Source organism: Streptomyces sp. NPDC046866 (assembly GCF_040704625.1).
Lineage (GTDB): Bacteria > Actinomycetota > Actinomycetes > Streptomycetales > Streptomycetaceae > Streptomyces.
This window is the reverse complement of record NZ_JBEYXN010000007.1, coordinates 134,760-151,898: the sequence shown is the minus strand read 5'-3', so window position 1 is coordinate 151,898 and position 17,139 is coordinate 134,760. Positions and strand designations below refer to the sequence as shown.

Here is a 17,139-nt window from a genome sequence, read left to right as displayed (position 1 = left end):
TCACGCCATTCCCTTCATCAGTTCCGCTGCGGCCACCGCGCAGCTCCGGTTGCGGCTCACCCCGGCCCGGCCGTGGACGGTGAACCAGGGGGTGTCGAGGTCGCAGCCGCAGGCCTCGCCCGGCTGGAGGGAGGCGAGGTCGCCCATCAGCACGCTCTGCGCCGGCACCGAGGTGATGTACGGCGAGACGAGGTGCAGGTAGCCCTGCTCCCCGTACGGCAGCGGCTCCAGCGTGCGGGTGGAGCGGATCGACACCCGGGACCAGACGGGCGCGTGCAGCCGGTGGTGGTCGCACTCGATGTACGGGATGCAGTGCTCGACCGAGCCGAAGGTGTCCCGGATCCGCTCGCCCGGGACGCCGAGCTGCTCGGTGACGCGGGCGTACAGCTCCTCCTTGCCGATGCGCCGGTCGGCGTGCCCCTTCCAGCCGCCGCCCAGGATCACCAGGGATCCCTCGGGCAGTTGCAGCGGCGCCATCCCCATGGCCCGCATCCGCTCCAGCGTGAAGAACAGGAACGCCGGGAAGCCGAGGATGCGGACCGGGGCGTCGTCCTGCGCGAAGCGCCGCAGCGCGGCGATGCAGCCGAAGGGGTCGAACTCGTGCTCGCCGCCGGTGTGGCGCAGCGCGTACTCGACGCTGCGCGCCGGGGCGAAGTCGCACAGGTAGTTGTCGGTGAAGGCGGTGCCCAGGTTGAGGGAGGGCGCCGGCTCGTAGCTGTACAGGAGGTAGTTGACCTCCTGCCCGGGGGTGATCCAGCCGTTGCGGTCGAAGATCCGGGCGACCATGCGCTGCGCGGAGCGGATCGTCCAGCGGTCGAAGAACATCTGCGACTTCTGGCCGGTGGTCCCGGAGGAGGTCAGGTGCAGGTCGACGTCCTCGCGGGGGATGGACAGCACCTCGTGCCGCTTGAAGAAGTTCGCGTGGACCAGCGGCGTGCGGTACGGCCCGTCGGGCGCGGTGGCCTCGTACAGCGAGCGGAAGAACGGCGACCGCTCGGCGTGCCAGGCGTTGATCTCCGCCATGGCGGCGGCGAACAGCTCGTCCTCGGCGGGCCCGCACGCGTACGGGTCCACCAGGTCGCACAGTTGCTGTACGTGCGGCAGGAGGGCGGGGTCGGGCACGCCGACCGGGGCGAGATGGGGGTTCACGGGGCAACCTCGGGTGGGGTGGGCAGGTGCGTCGACGCCCAGGCCGACACGTAGCAGTCCAGGTAGGGCTGGAGGGGCGGTTCGACGGCGACGCCGCGGAAGTCGATCCGCTCGGTGGAGCGGGACAGCACGGCGTAGTCGTGGAAGCCGTCGCCGTCCGCGCGCATCGCCGGGTAGAGCGCGCCGGCGACGAAGCCCTGGGCCAGGAAGGCCGACAGGGCTTCGTGGTGCGCGAGCGGCACCAGTGCCTCCACGTAGCCGGCGCCGGCGCGGGCCAGCGCGCGGGTGACCGGTTCCAGGCACTCGGCCGCGGCGGCCGGGTCCGGGTGGGCCGTCAGCAGGGAGCAGTAGCCGCCGGCGCGGTTGAGGTAGGCGTACACCTCGAAGCTGCCGTCCTCGGGGGTGAGCAGCACGTTCGGGGTGTGCAGCGGGTAGAACCAGCCGTCGGAGCCGGGGAAGCGCTCGCGGAAGCGGCGCCGGACGAAGGCGGCGGCCTCGATCATCTCCAGCCGCACGGCGGCCGCTTGACCGGTGGACGCCGGTGCCGGCACCGGTGCAGGGGCGGTGGCGCGCACGCCGGGGTAGCCGATGCCCAGCGCCTCCGCGGTGGTCCGCAGCAGGGGCAGGAGCGCCGCGGGCACTTCGGTGACGGGGATCCGGCGGTCGAGCACCCCGGCGCTGTGACGCGCGTAGAGTGCGAGGCTTTCGCGGCTGCTGAGATCCACCGCATTGGGCAGGATGCCCAGCGGCCTGAACCCGTTGCGGGCGACGACCCGTTGCGGCCCGGCGCTGACGGTCCGGACGGTGGCGTAGACCGAGTCCAGCCGCCCGGTGTCCAGCATCCCCGCGCACAGCGCCTCGGTCAGTGCGGCGGCCAGGCCGCCGGACCGGTGCTCGGGGTGCACGGCGATGCCCTCCAGGCGGCCGATGCGGCTGCCGGCCTCGCTGCGGATGGCGGCCGAGGCGGTCAGCGCCCCGGAGTCCGCGCACCGGCCGACGAGCCACAGGGAGTGCGGGTCCCCGATGAGCCGGGCCATCTCGGCCGGGTCGGTGCCGAGGGCGACGGGGTAGTGCGGGCCGTAGACGGCGTAGTAGAGCTGGCGCAGTTCGGCGATGTCGGAGCAGGCGGCTTCCGTGATGACGAGGCTCACTGCTGCCCCCCGACCGGCTCGGCGCCCTGCTCGGCGCCCGGTCGGGCCTCGGCTGCAGACTCGGCCCCCCGGGAGCCGAGCAGGGCCAGGGCGACGGCCGCGGGGGCCAGGCCCGCGCCCTGCACCAGGCACAGGACCTGCGGCGACAGGTGGTCGCCCGCGGTGCCGAACACCAGCGAGGCCACCGGCAGGGACGCGCCGAGCACGGCCTGCATCACGGCGAAGAAGCCGGGCTTGTCGGCGGTGGGCACCAGCCGCTGGAACAGGGCGACGAAGCGCACGCTGACGGCCCCCGCGCACCAGCCGGCCACGGCCAGACAGCCGGAGATGACCGCGCGGTGCGCGAACAGCCCCGGCGCGGCCAGGGCGAGCGCCATCAGGCCCAGGCAGTACGCGCCGGCCGCGGTGGGCCGGCCCGGGATGCGGGTCCCGGTGAAGGCGCCGACGAGCGCGCCGGTGCCGAGGGAGGCCTCCAGCAGGGCGACGGTACCGCCGCCGCCCTCGAGGACGGAGCGCGTGTAGAGCGGGATGACCACGAACACGGCCGCGGTGAACAGGTTCGCCGCGGTGAAGCAGACCAGGATCCGGCGCACGTACGGCAGTTCGCCGAGGATGCGGCGCAGGGTGCGCCGCGGGGCGGCCGGCGGAGGCCCGCCGGCATCGCTGCCGCCGGTGCCGCTGCTGTCGCCGCCGTCCGCGGCCGCCGGGCTGCCGAACCGTGCGCTCGTCACCAGGGCGGCCGCGGCCAGGTAGGCGGCCGCGCAGCCCGCGGCCAGCCAGGCCAGGCCCGCCCGGTCCATGACGAGGGCGCCGAGCAGCGCCCCGCCGAGTCCGGCCAGGGACTGGGTGGACAGCTCGAAGCCGGTAGCCGTCTCGATGTCCGCGTCCTCGACGAGTTCGGGCACCGACGTGGTCAGGCACGGGTCGAAGAAGGCCTGGCAGGTGGCCAGGGCGAGGGCGGCGGCGTAGACGGCCGCGAGCGGCAGGGCGCCGTCCTGCGCCCACAGCGCGAGCAGCGCGGAGCCGGCCCCGGCCAGCGCGGCAGCGCCCCGCAGCACCGAGCGGTGCGCGAAAGCGGCGACGGCCTTGGCCACGACCGGGGCCAGGACCACGGCGGGCAGGGTGCAGGCGGCCATGAACAGCCCGGAGGCCAGGCCCCCCGCGTCCTGGACGGCGTACGCGACCAGCCACCAGGAGACGCCCACCTGGAACATCCGCACCGAGGCCTGGGTCAGCACCTGGCCCAGCCACACGGCGCCGAACGCCCGGTTGCGCACCACGAGCGGCATGCGCCGCGCATCGGACGGGGCGGGCGCGTCGGCTGGTGCGGCCTGCGCGGGGGCCGCTGCCGCGGATGCGGCCGGGGCCTGCGGCGTGGCCCGTGCCGGGGCGGTCATGCGGTCGGCCTCTCGTCGAGGACCCGGACGAGCTTGCCCGAGCGCGGGTTGACGGCGAGGTCGCGGTGGCGCACCCACTCCACGCTCAGCGGGTGCACGAACCCGGCGCGGACGCTGTCCGGATAGAGCGGCCGGGCGGCCTCGAGTCCGGTGACGACCGCCTTGGCGAGGGTCTCCAGCTCCGGGGGGCCGTCCTGTGCGCCGTCGGGGGCCGTCGCCAGCCGCAGGACGAGCCCGTCGCGGCCGTCCCAGCGGCGTACGACGAGCTGCATGCCGACGATCCGCCCGGCGGTGTCCGCGGCCGCCACGGCGTCCTGGGCGTCCTGGGTGTACAGGGACACGGGCCCGACCCGTACGCCCTCCTCGGCGCGGCCCAGGATCCGGAAGTGGCCCGGCCCCGTGCCGGTCCACTCGGCCCGGTCGCCCGCGGGGTAGCGGATCACCGGCATCAGGCGCCGGAACAGGCTGGTGACGACGACGCGGCCCGGCCGGCCGGGTTCCGTGATCGGCTCGCCGGTGGTGTCGTCGAGGATCTCGACGACGGAGTACGGCTCGAAGGCGCGGTGCACGCGGGCGTCGGGGCCCGGCACGGGCCGGCCGAGCAGTCCGGCGTCGACGCTGGCGTAGCCGACGGAACGGGCCTCGGCGCCGGGGAAGGCGGCCGCCAGCAGGCGCCGCTGGTCCGCGAAGAGCGCCTCGCCGCCGAAGAGGAGCAGCTCCACTGCGGGCAGCCCCACGCCCGCGCCCAGGACGTGCTCGGCGAGCCGGCACAGCGTGGTGGGAGTGCCGGCCAGCACCTGGGCGCCGAGGTCGCGCAGGGTCGGGACGGTGGACTCCAGGGGCGCGGCCCCGCCGATGGGCAGGCGGACGTTGTCCACGGGCGCGTGCGCGAGGGAGTCGAGGACGAACAGGAAGCTGGCGTAGAGCTCTCCGGCGTAGAAGAGGTCAGCGACGCGGTGTCCCGGGCGCAGCCCCGTGTCCACGAGCCCCTGGCCGAACGAGGTCACGAAGGTGCGCCACTCGTCGCGGGTGTAGACGGAGAACTTGGGTGCGCCGGTGGTCCCGCCGGTCTTGTAGACGGTGGCCTCGCCGAGGGGGCCGGTCAGGACGCGGTTGTCGTGCAGCGCGTTGGCCGCCCAGAACTCCCGCTGGTCGACCACCGGCAGGTCGGTGAGGCGGTCGGCGTCCGGCGGAACGGACGCGTAGAGGTCGCGGTAGAAGGGCGAGTTGTGACGGACGAACCGTATGAGGTCCGAGAGGTGGTGGGCGGACATGGTCCTTTGCCTGGGTGAGCGGATCGTGGACGGGAGCCACCGCGAGGCACGGCGAGACCACGGGCTCGCCGGCGGGTCGAACGGTGTGTACGGGGGAACCCCCGCGCCCCCGTCTCCCCTGAGCACGCCGCAAACTGACGTGCAGTCACAATCATGGAACATCTTTCCGCTTGCCGCCAAATTGGTCGGGTATTTCCGGCCATGAGGAAGGACACATGCATTTTTTGCCGCCGCGGCCGCGACGCGCGGCTTGACGAGGGCTCCTCGGGCGGCGTCTTGGGGCGGCGTCTTGGGGCGGCGCGGCGGGCGGCTCGGCGCGCGGTGCCCGCCCACCGCCCGCCGCATCCGGGCGCCGGGTCAGCCGCCGCCCTCCGCGCGCCCGGCGGCCACCTCCTCGGCCAGGCCCGGGTAGTCGCGTACCAGCCCGTCGCCGTCGAAGGACACCTCGCTGCTGAAACTGCCGGACGCGTAGCGCACCCGCCCCGCACCCAGCGGCGTGTACGTCTGCACCGAGGCCGTCACCGCCAGGTCCGGCACCGACACCCAGGCCATCAGGAACCGCATGGCGGGGCCCGCCTCCCGCGCCAGGTGCAGGCCGTGGCGCCGTACGGGCAGGGTGTTGGTCAGCGGGCACAGCCCCAGATCGCAGTCGAGCGCCCCGTCGAGGTCGCCGCGCTCCTGCCCGTCCACGGTCCAGCGCCCCTGCTCTCCGCGCAGCAGTTCCACCGCCCGGGTCCCGTACCCCGGCCCGTCGACGGTGACCCGCAGCACCCGCGTGACGTGGCCCGGCCCGGTCTCCAGCCCGTACGCGACCCAGTACGGGCCGCCCTCCAGCGCCATGGCGCGGCCGCGCGCCCGCATCCGGTCGCCGGTGAACTCGCCCCAGGCGGTGTCGTACCCCCGGCCGGCCGAGACGTGCCAGGTCCGGGTGAATCGTTCGGTATCGGTCATGGCCCGATCATCCGCCACCGGCTCCCGGGCTCCGCGGAAGGCGTCGATCGGCGTCCATCCGGCGTCGAACCCCCGGACGTGCGCCTGCGCGAGGAGCCCGCTGCGTGCCAGAACGGCCATCGGTTTCCCTGCCACAGGCCGGGCACCTCGTGCAGCACCGGCGGCCGGGGCGCCCTGGCCGGCCCGTACCGCCGGCTGCCCGGCCCGGTGCACGGGGCGGAACGGCCCCGGCAGCGCGAGCCGGCAGCCGTGCCCCGGCCGGTGTGGCCGGGACACGGGCGGACCGGTCGGCGCTGGGCCGATGGCGGCCTCAGCCCGGCTGCCTGACGCAGGTCAGGTCGCGCGCCGGCAGCCGGCCCGTGGCCAGGTAGGCGTTCACGGCGTCGTCCACGCAGGAGCTGCCGTACTCCCCGTAGATCCCGTGCCGGTTGGCGCCCCGGAGAGTGACCAGGCGGGAGTGCGGCAGCAGGTTCCGCAGCGCGACGCTGCCCGTGTACGGGGTGCGCGGATCGCCGGTGGCGGCGACGATCAGCGCGGCGGTCTCGCGCCGTACCGGGGCGGGCTCCTCGCGCGGCGGGTCCCAGAAGGCGCACGGCCCGACGGCGGCGGTCAGCGGTCCGAACAGGGGGTGCTCCGCGCGGCTGTCCTCCACGTCGCGCCAGTACTGCTCGACGTCACGCGGTGCGGCGACGTCCCCGCACAGGACCGCGGTCTGCGCGCTGCCGTACGCCGAGCCCGCGGACGTCAGCGTGAAGCGCAGCAGCTGCGCGAGCCCCGGCGGCACCGGGGTCGCCCGGCCCTCGGCCGCCCGGGCCAGCACCGACAGCGCCTCGGCCAACTCGGCCCGGGCCCCGTCGGTGTCGTCCGACAGCCCGGAGAAGACGACGAACGGCACCTGCGCGGCGTCGAGCCGGAACGTCTCGGACCCCGTCCCGACGGTCAGCGGGCCGCGCCCGGCAGCCGCCGTGATCCGGTCGACCGCGGCGAGGACCTCGGTACGGGTGCGGCCCAGGCCGTAGTCGCCGTCGCGGGCCGCCGCCCAGGCGGCCCAGTCCGCCAGGGCCTGCTCGTTCTCGCGCTCCACGCCCCGCATCAGGCGGGGGCCGTACCGGCGCGGGTCGAGGGCGCCGTCGAGGACCACGCGGTCGTGGCGGCCGGGGAACATACCGGTGTAGACGGTGCCCAGGTAGGTCCCGTACGAGTAGCCCAGGTACGAGATCTTCCGCTCGCCGAGCGCGCCCCTCACCACGTCCATGTCGCGGGCGGTGTTGCGGGTGCTGACGTGCGGCAGCACCGATGCGTTCGTGGTCCTGCACCGGTCGGCCAGGTCCTTCTGGAAGGCGACCTGGCGGTCGAACCCGGCCCGGTCGCCGCCGGGCGAGAGCAGGGTGACGCCGACGGGCCAGCCGCAGTCCAGCGGGGTGCTGCGGCCCACGAACCGGGGGTCCATGCCGATCACGTCGTAGCGGGCCCCGACGTCCTTCATCGCCGTGCGGACCTCCGGCGCGAGGTCGAGACCCGTCCCGCCGGGACCGCCGGGGTTGACGAGCAGCACGCCGATGCGCCGCCGCGCATCGGTCGCCCGGATCCGCGAGACCGCCACGGTGAGCGTGCGGCCGAGGGGGTCGGAGTAGTCGAGCGGAACGGTCACGTCGGCGCACTGTGCGCCTGCCTTCTCCAGACCCTGTCCCACCTCGTCGTCCGGGCCCAGGACGCAGCTGCGCCAGGCCGGGTGCTGCCGGTAGTAGCGGTCGAGCCCGGCGCCGTCCGCCTCCTGCGGGACGGCCGCGGCCGGGGCGGCCGGGACGGCGGCGAGAAAGGCGGCCAGGGCGAGGCCGACGGCGGAGGCGCGGCGGGCGGCGGCACGGATGCCGGTGCCCGCGCTGCTGCGGCTGCGGCTGCGGCCGCCGGTGCGGCTGGCGGTCATCACGGTGCCTCCTGGGAGGGTTCGGTCCCGCCCGGGGCACACAGCGCGGCGTCCACCACGGCGCGGAAGCCCTGCTCCGCACGGTCGGTCGCGGGCACCCGGTTGAGGGCGAGGGCGACGGTGCGGCCGCCGGGGCCGACCGCGCCCAGCGCCCGGTGCCCCCCGGGCACCGTCCCGGCGTGCCCCCACCAGCGGCCGCCGCAGGGCAGCGGGGTGGCGATCAGGCCGAGCCCGTACCGGGCGCCGGGCCACAGCCGTTCGGGGTCGGCGGGGACGGTGCGGGTCATCTCGGCGAGCCAGCGGGCGGGCAGCAGCCTGCCGCCGAACAGCGCGCCGTAGAACCGGTTCACGTCGCCGGGGGAGGAGACGAGGGCTCCTCCCGCCCCGCCGAGCGTCATGTTCCACTCGGTGCCGTCCACCGGGCCGGGCCCGGTTCCGGCGAGCAGTGCGGAGTAACTGCGCGCGTGCGGCCCGCGGATGCGCGTCCCGTCGCCCGGCCAGTACGTGTCGTGCAGCCCGAGCGGCCGGATGATCCGCCGCTCCACCTCGGCCTCGACGGCCCGCCCGGTGACCTTCTCGACGACGAGCCCGGCGACGAGGGTGTTGGTGGTCGAGTAGTGCCAGCTCCCCTCCGGCCGCGGCAGCTTCAGCGCGGTCGCGACCAACTCGCGCGTGTCGAAGTGCCGGTAGCGCCACTGCTCGACGGGTACGTCGGCCAGGGCGTCCATGTGGTCGGGCAGTCCGCTGGTGTGCTGGAGCAGCTGCCGTACGGTGATGGTGCGGCCGTCGTGGCCGTTGCCCCGGATCAGCCCGGGCAGATGGCGCTCGACGGGGTCGTCCAGCCCGAGCCGGCCCTCCGCGGCCAACTGCACGACGACCGTGGCGGTGAACGTCTTGCTGACGCTGCCGATCCGCAGCCGGTCCCCGGCCCGCATCGGCCGCCCGGTGCCGAGGTCGGCGACGCCGCGGGCGGCCTCCCGCCGGCCGCAGCGCGGGTCGACGACCTCCGCGGCGGCGCCGGGGACGCCGTCCCGGGCGACGAGGACCCCGAGGGCCTCGGCGACCGCTTCCCGCGCCCTCTCGCATTCCGCGGCGGCCGCGGCCGGCCGCTCCGCGGCCACTCCCGCCGGCGCGGCGGCCGTCACCGCGGCGCCCGCCACGAGCAGGGCCGCCGCCACTGCTCCGTACCGCCCCGGCCGGCGCCCGTTCGGACCCGGCCTCTTCTCCCCGTGTCGTAAACACCTCATGCCCACAGACGCTAAAGATCATCGCCCGCGCCTTCACTGCGGGCCGCCCCCGAGGCGACCGGGGGACAGCCCCACCCCTGCCGGTGCGGCCTACCCGTGGTCGCAGTGCCCCGGAGCGTCGTCGGGGCCGCCGCCGTCCGGGCCGCCGCCGGCCGGGGCGTCCTGCGCGGTGGAGTCCCAGACCAGACGGCCGAGTCTGAGCACGCGGGCGTGGCGGCCGCCCATCCTGCCGGTGCAGCGCACCAGGTACGAGCCGTCGTCCTGGCGGTAGACCAGGCGGCGGCGCTCCTGGAAGAAGGTCCCCACGGCGAGGGTCCGGGCGGCCTGCTCCACGGCCCGTTCGGCCTCCTCCCGGCTGCCGTCGAATTCGCTCACGACCTCGAGGAACCCGCCCTCCTCCGCGCTGCGTTCGCTGACCCGTTCCGCGGTGATGATCCAGCGCTCCCGCCGTCCCTCCGCCATGGGGTCTCCTCCCTGCTCCGTTGGTCGCCGGAGCCGCACGGCGCCGACCGGGGGCAGGCTACCGGGGCCGCCGGCGCCCGAGCCGCCGGCGGGGTACGGCGGACCGCCACCGCCGCGGCGGCGCGGCCGGTTAAGATCGTGATCTTGGCTTTGGCAGCCGGTCGACGGCCCTGGTGGCCGGGGGACAGGGGAGTTGGACGTCATGAACGGGGCACACGGCCCGGCACTGCATCCGCTGGCACAGGGGGATCCGCACGACATCGCGGGCTACGGACTCCTGGCGCGCATCGGGGAGGGCGGGATGGGATCCGTCTACCTCTCGCGCACCCGCGGGAACCAGCCGGTCGCGATCAAGGTGATCCGCCGGGAGTACGCCGGAGACGCCGAGTTCCGCAGCAGGTTCGGGCAGGAGGTGCAGGCGGCCCGCCAGGTCCGCGGCTACCACCTGGTGCCGGTGGTCGACCACGACACGGACGCCGAACAGCCCTGGCTCGCCGGCGCCTACGTTCCCGGCCTCCCGCTGGACGAGGCCCTGGACGCCCACGGCCCGCTGCCCCGCGAGGCGGCGCTGCGGCTGGTCGCGTGCGTGGCGCGGGCCCTGGAGTCCGTGCACGAGGCGGGCATCATCCACCGCGATCTGAAGCCCGGCAACATCCTCCTGGCCGCCGACGGCCCGTGGGTGATCGACTTCGGGATCGCGCGCGCGGCGGAGTCCACCCGGCTCACCCGCAGCGGCGGCTTCATCGGCACCCCGCAGTTCATGTCCCCGGAGCAGGGCATCGGGGAGGAACTCACCCCGGCCTCCGACGTGTTCTCCCTCGGCCTGATCGCCGCGGTGGCCGCGACCGGGCGCCACCCGTACGGGGACGGCGGCGGCCTGACCGTCGCCACCCGCATCGCCAACACCGCGGTGCGCCCGCCGGACCTGTCGGGGTACGACGACGGGCTGAGGCCCCTGCTGGAGCAGGCACTCGCCGCGGATCCCGCCGCCCGCCCGGCCCCCGCCGAACTGGTGCTCCGGTGCGAGGAGCTGCTGGGCGGCCGGGCCGGGGACCTGGCCGGGTGGCTCCCGCAGCCGTGGGCGCGGGCGGTCGCCGCCCGGGAGGCCGAGCTGGGCCGGCTCCTGGCACGGCCCGCAGCCGCCCCCGCCGCGCCCGGGTACGTGCCCACCCAGGTCCCCGGCGCACAGCACTCCGCGCCCACCGCGACCCCCGGCCGGCCGCCCGCGGCGCCGCACCGCCCGCACCCGCTGCACAGCGCGCCCACCGAGGCGCCGGCGCCGCAGACGCCGCCCCCGCCCGCCATGCCGCTGCAGGCGGCCCCTGCCCCTGCCCCTGCTGCCCGAAGCCGGCGCACCCCCCTGATCGCCGCGGCGGCCGCGGTGCTGGTCGCCGTCGCCGGTACGGCCTGGGCGCTCTCCGGAGGCGGCGACGACACGGCGGACCAGGCGAAGCCCGCTCCGGGCAAAGGCGCCCACGAGAGCCCGGCCGCGGGCGGGCAGAGCGCGGCGGCGCCCCAGCCGGCCAAGAAGCCCGAGTACACCGAGGTCTTCAAGGACCGCCAGCTCGTCATCGCCACGCCGGCGGTCGGGCAGTACATCACGGTCGACATGGACGCGGGCAAGGTCGCCCCGAAGGGCGAGATCGGCGACAAGAAGGCCGAGATCGGCTATCTGTTGCAGGACCTGAACTTCCTGACCCCGTTCGCCAAGTCGCCCGGTGCCGACCCCGAGGTGTGCCGCCAAGCGGTGGACTCCGCCCCGCTGCCGGCCGAGATCCCGAACACCACCCTGATCAAGGCGAAGCCCCTGGCCAAGGGTGACGTCCTGTGCACGCTCACCTCCGAGGGCAACCTGGCGCGGTTCGAACTCACCGCGGTCACCGAGACCGGCACGTCCGTCGACCCGCCGGCCTTCACCGGCAACCTCACCCTCTGGAAGGTGTCGAAGTAGGGGAGCAGCGGCGGAGCCGGGCCAGGGCTCGGGCGGTGACGGCCCCGGCGGCGCTGCCGTCGGCGAGCCGGCGTGGCTCGTACGGGGCGGACGGGGCGGGGCGGTACCACCGCCGAACACGGTGAGGGCGCGCGGGGCGGACCAGCCCCTCCCCGCCGGCGTCCAGAGTCCCGGCCGCGCGTCCACGTGCGGAGCCGCCGCCTCCTGCCGGAGGCCGAGGAACCGCGGGACGACGGATCCCGCCGCCCGCATCCGCCCGCTCTCCCGGAGCGCGGTCCGTCCGGACACTTCTCGGCGTCCGACTCCGCTGCGGCTCAGCGGAACTCGTGCACGACGTCGATCCTGCCGACGATGCGGGCGTTGAACTCGTCCAGCTCCTCGGCCGGGACCCACAGCTCGAGGATCGTCCGTCCGCCCGCCCGCCGGACGGGGTACCGGCCGAGGAACTCCGACTCGACCTCGAAGCGGGTGACGAATCCCGCGCCGTCGTGCTTCACGTTCCAGTCCCTTGCGATCCTCACCGCGTAGTCCTCGTTGAGGACCGGGTAGAAGATCGGCTGCTCCGGCAGCCGAGGCGGCCAGGCGCGCCAGTCCAGTGCCCGGACCAGGTCCAGCTCCTCGGGGCCGGTGGGGCGCCACAGGGTCGTCGTTGCCGGCCGGCTGGTCATGGGAACGCTCTCCGCATCAGGAACGGGGGGGCCGACACCGGTCGGTGCGGCCGGGCGGGAGACCAGACGGTACCTGCGGCGCAGGAGCAGTCACCAGGCAATATCGGCGCGGCTGCCCCGGCCCGCCCGGCGGACGCCTGCGACCCTGCCGCGGCGGGTCGCTGCTCGTCCCGCCGTCCGGGCGGCGAGGGACGTCAGGCAGACCGGGCGGCGTGGTCGGCGAGGACCTCGCCGATGACGTACCGCGCCGTGGCCGCCATGGCCGGGTTCGTCTCCCCGTAGTAGTCCGCCTCCATCAGCGCCACCGACAGCGCCCAGGCCCGGCCGCGCGCCCACGCCGCGCCGTCGGCTCCCACCCCGGCGCGGAAGGTGTCCCGGGCCTGCCTCGGCAGCACGTACCAGGCCGCGATCAGATCGACGGCGGGATCACCCAGCCCCGCGCATCCGAAGTCGATGACGGCGCTGAGCCCGCCGTCGGCCACCAGCAGGTTCCCCGGTTGCAGGTCGGCATGGATCCAGACGGCCGGGCCGGGCCACGCCTCGGCCTGCCGGTCGGCATCCCACGCCGCCGTCACCGCGTCGGCGTCGAGGGAGCCGCTCAGGGCCTCGATCGCCCTGCGGATCGAGCCGTCCCGCTCCGCCAGGGACTCGCTGCGGTAGGAGGCGGGCCCGCCCGCGGGGTCGATCCGGTGCAGTGCGGTCACGAACTGCGCCAGGTCCCGTGCGAGGCGGCCCGGATCGGGGAGCCGCCCCCTTGCCGGGTTCTCGCCGTCGAGCCAGCGCAGGACGGACCAGGGCCACGGATAGCCCTCACCCGGCGCGCCCTGGCCGAGCGGCTCCGGAATGGCCACCGGCAGCGACGGGGCGAGCCGCGGCAGCCACAGGCGCTCGGCCCCGATGTCCTGCGCAGCCCCCGCGATGCGCGGGAGCCGTACGACCTTGTCCTCGCCCAGCCGGTACATGGCGTTGGAGGTGCCGACGGAGTCGACGGGCTTGACGGGCAGGCCCGCCCAGTGCGGGAACTGGGCCGCGACCAGCCGCCGCACCAGCGCGGCGTCGATGTCGGGTTCGTCGGCGTGCATCTTGCCGGCAGGCATGCGTACCTTCCTGAGGGGGCGGTGCGGACGACGGCCATACGAACGCACCGAGTGACCACCGGTCAACCCATTTCGTCCGCACGCGCATCGGCCCGGCCGCCCGGCGGGTCGCGGCGGCGAAGGACCGGTCCGCGGGCCGATCGTGGGGGTGTGGACAGGGAGACGGACGTGGACGTGGACGCGGTGATCACGGAGCTGTACGGGCTGCGGCCGGCGGAGTTCGTCGGGGCGAGGGACCGCCACGCGGCCCGGGCCAAGCGCACGAAGGACACGCAGGCCGCGCGCAGGATCGCCCGGCTCCGCAAACCCACCCTGGCCCTGTGGGCCGTCAACCTCCTCGCCCGCGCCCGGCCCGGCGAGGCGGCCGCACTGCTGGAGCTGGGCGCCCGTCTGCGGGCCGCCCACCGGGAGCTGGACGGCCGCCGGCTGCGCGCCCTGTCCGAGGAACGGCACGAGGTCCTCGCCGAACTCGCCCGGCAGGCCGCCGAGCTGGCGGACGCCTCGGGGGAGCGGCTCGGCGAGGCGGCACTGCGCGAGGTCGGGCAGATCCTGCACGGCCTGCTCGCCGACGAGGAGGCCGGCGAGGCGTGGGCCGCGGGCCGGCTGGTGGCGCCCCCGCAGCAGCGCTTCGGCTTCGAGGGCCTGGAGGTCGACCCGCAGGCCCTCGCCGCCGCACGCCGCGCAGCACCCCCGCCACCCTCACCGCCCCCGGCCGCACCCCCGTCGCCGCCCACCGCGCCATCGCCGCCACCGCCCCCGCCACCCCGGCCCCGGACGACGCCCGCACCGCCACAGCCCACCCCGCCCACCCCGCCCGCCACGGCGCCGCCGGACCGCGTGGCCGAGCAGCGGGCGCGCAAGCACGAAGCCCGCCTCCGGGAGGCCCGGGCCGCCGCGGCGGCAGCGGAGGAGGAGCGGGACGGCGCCCGGACCGCGCTGACCGCCGCAGCCGCCGCACTCGACCGGGCCGCGGCCGAGGCGGCCTCCCTCCGCGAGGAACTGACGGCCCTGCGGCAGCGGCTGGAGGCCGCCGAGGAAGCGGCCGATGCGGCCCGGGCCCGACACCGCAGTGCCGACGCGGCCCTGCGCAAGGCCGAGCGGGCGGCCCGGACGGCGGCGCGCCGCCTGCACGCCGCGGAACAGGCGGCCGGACCACCGGGCCGGTCGCACGGCGGCGACGCGACCTGACTGCCGGGGGAGCCGTCGCGCCCCACCCGTGGGACGTCACCCCACCGGTGGGGACGTCACCCCCCATGGGTACGCCACCCCCACCCGTGGGTACGTCACCCGCCCCGACCTGAGTAGCACCGCTCAGGCCCGCCCGCGCCCCGGTGCCGACGATGGGAACACGCCACAGCCGACCACGGGGGACCCAGATGCTCAGCCGCCTCTCCCACGCCCTGGTGCCCGCGTTCGGGCGCCTGCGCGTGACCGCCGATCCCGCAGCCGCCTTCGCCCCGGGCAGCATCGTCGCCGCCAACCACACCTCCCTCGCGGATCCCGCCGTCGTCCTCGCCGCCCTGCGGCGACTCGGCGTCGAGCCGGTGGTCATGGCCGCCGCCGGCCTGTGGCGGATCCCGCTGCTCGGGGGCCGTCTCGCCCGGGAGGGCCACATACCCGTCCACCGCGGGTCCCGGAGCGCCGCGGACGCACTCGACCACGCGGCGGCCGCGCTGGGGCAGGGGCGGCTGATCCTCATGTACGCCGAGGGGGGCATTCCGTTGCGCACGGACGCCGCCGAAGGCCCGCCCGGTGCCTTCCGCAGCGGTCTCGCCCGCCTTGCCGGACGCACCGGCGCGCCCGTCGTCCCGCTGGGCCAGGCGGGGGCCCGCCGGATCATGTCGGGCGGCCCGGCGAAGCAGATCACGGGCCTGGCCACCGCCCCCCTGCGCCGCCCCGCCCTGCACGTCCACGTGGGGGCACCGCTGCACCTCTCGGGCGACACCGGCGCGCGGACGGAGCAGGCGCACCGCGCCGTCACACGGGCCTGGCGGGCCGCCGCGGCCCGCCTCGACGAGCACGCGGCCCCCACCGTACTCGATGTGCATTGCCTTTCGGCCGATTTCCCCGATCCGTCCGTACGGCGGTGAGAGATCGGTAGCGTCCCGGTACGGAAGATCCGGTGCCGGAAACGGCAGAAGGCTGTATCGGAGGTACGACCATGGCCAACGTGGAAGTGTCGCTGAAGGAAGCGATGACCTCGATCGAAGGGGCGCTGGGGGTGGCGCTGGTGGACTACGCCAGCGGTATGGCCCTGGGCACGCTCGGCGGCGGCAAGGACCTGGACCTGATGGTCGCCGCGGCGGGCAACACCGACGTGATCCGGGCCAAGATGCGCACCATGGAGATGCTGGGCCTCCAGGACGACATCGAGGACCTGCTGATCACCCTGGGGAGCCAGTACCACCTGATCCGCCTGCTGCGCAATCGCGGCGCCAGCGGCCTGTTCCTGTACCTCGTGCTGGACAAGGGCAACTCGAACCTGGCCATGGCCCGCCACCAGCTGCGCCGCATCGAGGCGGATCTGGAGGTCTAGCAGCGCTGCGTCCCGATGGCCCCCGCGCGCCCACGAGTTGAAGATTTCTTCAACTCGACACATCCAAAACCGGTCAACTGTGGGTGCGCGCGGGCCGGCGGGAAGCGACGATGGGCCACGCGCGTGAACCCGTCCGGCGGCGGGTACGCGGGGGCGTGGCAGAGGTCCGAGGAGCAGCAGGGCGGGAGTGGTGGAATGCAGGTACCGCTGTACCAGGCCAAGGCGGAGTTCTTCCGGATGCTCGGCCATCCGGTCCGCATCCGCGTGCTGGAACTCCTCCAGGACGGCCCCATGCCGGTCCGCAGTCTGCTCGCCGAAATCGACGTCGAGGCGTCGAACCTCTCCCAGCAACTGGCCGTCCTGCGGCGCTCGGGCATCGTGGTGTCCACCCGCGAGGGTTCCACCGTCACCTACGCCCTCGCCGGCGGGGACGTCGCCGACCTGCTCCGGGCGGCGCGCCGCATCCTGACGGAGATGCTGGCCGGCCGCAACGAACTGCTCGCCGAACTGCGCCAGGTCGAGCCCGCCCCCACCCGCAGCTGAAGCGTCCCGGCCCGTCCCCGCCTCGCCCCGCCCCGACCCGCCGGACGGTGCGACGGTGCTGCGGCGACGCTCAGCGTCCGGCGGCGGCGGCCGTGGACGGGTCGGGGGAGGCGCCGGCACCGGCCGAGGCGGCGTCGATGACCTCGTCCAGAACGCCGCGGGAGAGGACGAGGTCGGCGATCAGGCGGTCGATCCGCTCGCGTTCCCGGACCAGTTCGCCGACCAGCCGCTGCGTGGCGGACTCGTTCGGGCCGCCGTCCGCGTCCCGCATGCAGGGCAGCAGCTGTGCGATCTTCTTGCTGTTCAGCCCCGCCGCGTACAGCGCCTGGATGCGGACGACGCGGTCGACCGCCCACGCGCCGAACTCCCGGTGGCCGCCGGGAGTGCGCTCCGCGCGCAGGAGCCCCTGCTGCTCGTAGTAGCGCAGGGACCGCTCGCTCACCCCGCTGCGCCGGGCCAGTTCACCGATCCGCACCGCCACCCCCGCTGCTCCTCCGGCCCGGTTCCACCCCGTCGCCGCGTCCCGGACGCGGCCTCCGGGACCCGAACCCGACGCCGATGACCGGTTTCCCACCGTACCGGCACGGCGCACGTACAGGGCGGCGCCGGCTTCTCCGCGTCCGCCCGACCGCCGCGCGGTTCCCTACGGCGAGGGTTTACCCCGCCGTCCGGCTACCGCCGCCGTATTCAACCGGCGGTCGGATGCGGCCGCGGTCCCGCCCTCCCTACCGTTGACGGGGTCCGTCCCACCCCCCCGCAATCCAACCCGCTCGGCAGGGAACCTCG

At 75.6% G+C, this 17,139-nt stretch carries 16 protein-coding genes; 5 read left to right on the top strand and 11 right to left on the bottom strand.

Translation table 11 applies throughout. The annotated features are described in order from the left end of the window. The 8 genes from AB0953_RS13700 to AB0953_RS13665 all read right to left on the bottom strand — a co-directional run bounded on the left by AB0953_RS13700 (position 1) and on the right by AB0953_RS13665 (position 9,558). Entirely contained in the window at positions 1–1,149 is a 1,149-nt protein-coding gene (locus AB0953_RS13700; RefSeq protein WP_366859638.1) for an acyl-protein synthase, read from the bottom strand. Further along, on the bottom strand, positions 1,146–2,300 hold the full coding sequence (locus AB0953_RS13695; RefSeq protein ID WP_366859637.1) for a GNAT family N-acetyltransferase: 1,155 nt from the start codon (positions 2,298–2,300) through the stop codon (positions 1,146–1,148). Before AB0953_RS13695 ends, AB0953_RS13700 begins: the two co-directional genes overlap by 4 nt. Next, positions 2,297–3,697, bottom strand: coding sequence for an MFS transporter (locus tag AB0953_RS13690; protein ID WP_366859636.1), 1,401 nt, complete (start codon positions 3,695–3,697; stop codon positions 2,297–2,299). Before AB0953_RS13690 ends, AB0953_RS13695 begins: the two co-directional genes overlap by 4 nt. Then, complete coding sequence (locus AB0953_RS13685) at positions 3,694–4,971, bottom strand: phenylacetate--CoA ligase family protein (protein ID WP_366859635.1); 1,278 nt, start codon at positions 4,969–4,971, stop codon at positions 3,694–3,696. The genes AB0953_RS13690 and AB0953_RS13685 overlap by 4 nt, the downstream gene beginning before the upstream one ends. Positions 4,972–5,328: 357 nt before the next feature. Beyond that, on the bottom strand, positions 5,329–6,042 hold the full coding sequence (locus AB0953_RS13680; protein WP_366859634.1) for a putative glycolipid-binding domain-containing protein: 714 nt from the start codon (positions 6,040–6,042) through the stop codon (positions 5,329–5,331). Positions 6,043–6,232: 190 nt separating this feature from the next. After that, positions 6,233–7,849 (bottom strand): alpha/beta hydrolase, encoded by a 1,617-nt coding sequence (locus tag AB0953_RS13675; protein ID WP_366859633.1) that lies wholly within the window; start codon positions 7,847–7,849, stop codon positions 6,233–6,235. Continuing rightward, complete coding sequence (locus tag AB0953_RS13670; protein ID WP_366859632.1) at positions 7,849–9,027, bottom strand: serine hydrolase domain-containing protein; 1,179 nt, start codon at positions 9,025–9,027, stop codon at positions 7,849–7,851. Before AB0953_RS13670 ends, AB0953_RS13675 begins: the two co-directional genes overlap by 1 nt. A gap of 159 nt (positions 9,028–9,186) precedes the next feature. Further along, positions 9,187–9,558: a hypothetical protein gene (locus tag AB0953_RS13665; RefSeq protein WP_366859631.1), complete on the bottom strand. Its 372-nt coding sequence runs from the start codon at positions 9,556–9,558 to the stop codon at positions 9,187–9,189. 202 nt (positions 9,559–9,760) lie between these two features. Between AB0953_RS13665 and AB0953_RS13660 the strand changes: the two genes are divergently transcribed. Continuing rightward, positions 9,761–11,509 (top strand): serine/threonine-protein kinase, encoded by a 1,749-nt coding sequence (locus AB0953_RS13660; protein ID WP_366859630.1) that lies wholly within the window; start codon positions 9,761–9,763, stop codon positions 11,507–11,509. A 314-nt stretch (positions 11,510–11,823) separates the two neighbouring features. On the opposite strand, the gene AB0953_RS13655 is transcribed toward AB0953_RS13660, so the two are convergent. Both AB0953_RS13655 and AB0953_RS13650 read right to left on the bottom strand, forming a co-directional pair. Continuing rightward, complete coding sequence (locus tag AB0953_RS13655; RefSeq protein ID WP_366859629.1) at positions 11,824–12,177, bottom strand: hypothetical protein; 354 nt, start codon at positions 12,175–12,177, stop codon at positions 11,824–11,826. 194 nt (positions 12,178–12,371) lie between these two features. Further along, entirely contained in the window at positions 12,372–13,274 is a 903-nt protein-coding gene (locus AB0953_RS13650) for an aminoglycoside phosphotransferase family protein (RefSeq protein WP_366859628.1), read from the bottom strand. Between the two features lie 150 nt (positions 13,275–13,424). Here AB0953_RS13650 and AB0953_RS13645 point away from each other — a divergent pair, with 150 nt between their 5' ends. The 4 genes from AB0953_RS13645 to AB0953_RS13630 all read left to right on the top strand — a co-directional run bounded on the left by AB0953_RS13645 (position 13,425) and on the right by AB0953_RS13630 (position 16,353). Beyond that, the gene (locus AB0953_RS13645; RefSeq protein ID WP_366859627.1) at positions 13,425–14,462 is read left to right on the top strand and encodes a hypothetical protein; all 1,038 of its coding nucleotides are present in this window, start codon (positions 13,425–13,427) and stop codon (positions 14,460–14,462) included. A gap of 188 nt (positions 14,463–14,650) precedes the next feature. Then, the gene (locus AB0953_RS13640; RefSeq protein ID WP_366859626.1) at positions 14,651–15,364 is read left to right on the top strand and encodes a lysophospholipid acyltransferase family protein; all 714 of its coding nucleotides are present in this window, start codon (positions 14,651–14,653) and stop codon (positions 15,362–15,364) included. A 71-nt stretch (positions 15,365–15,435) separates the two neighbouring features. Next, the gene (locus AB0953_RS13635; protein WP_366859625.1) at positions 15,436–15,810 is read left to right on the top strand and encodes a hypothetical protein; all 375 of its coding nucleotides are present in this window, start codon (positions 15,436–15,438) and stop codon (positions 15,808–15,810) included. A 195-nt stretch (positions 15,811–16,005) separates the two neighbouring features. Beyond that, entirely contained in the window at positions 16,006–16,353 is a 348-nt protein-coding gene (locus tag AB0953_RS13630) for a metalloregulator ArsR/SmtB family transcription factor (protein ID WP_362184354.1), read from the top strand. A 70-nt stretch (positions 16,354–16,423) separates the two neighbouring features. Here the strand turns inward: AB0953_RS13630 and AB0953_RS13625 are convergent, their stop codons facing one another. Beyond that, a complete protein-coding gene (locus AB0953_RS13625) occupies positions 16,424–16,828 on the bottom strand; it encodes a MerR family transcriptional regulator (protein WP_366859751.1) in 405 nt (134 codons plus the stop codon). Positions 16,829–17,139: the final 311 nt, after the last annotated feature.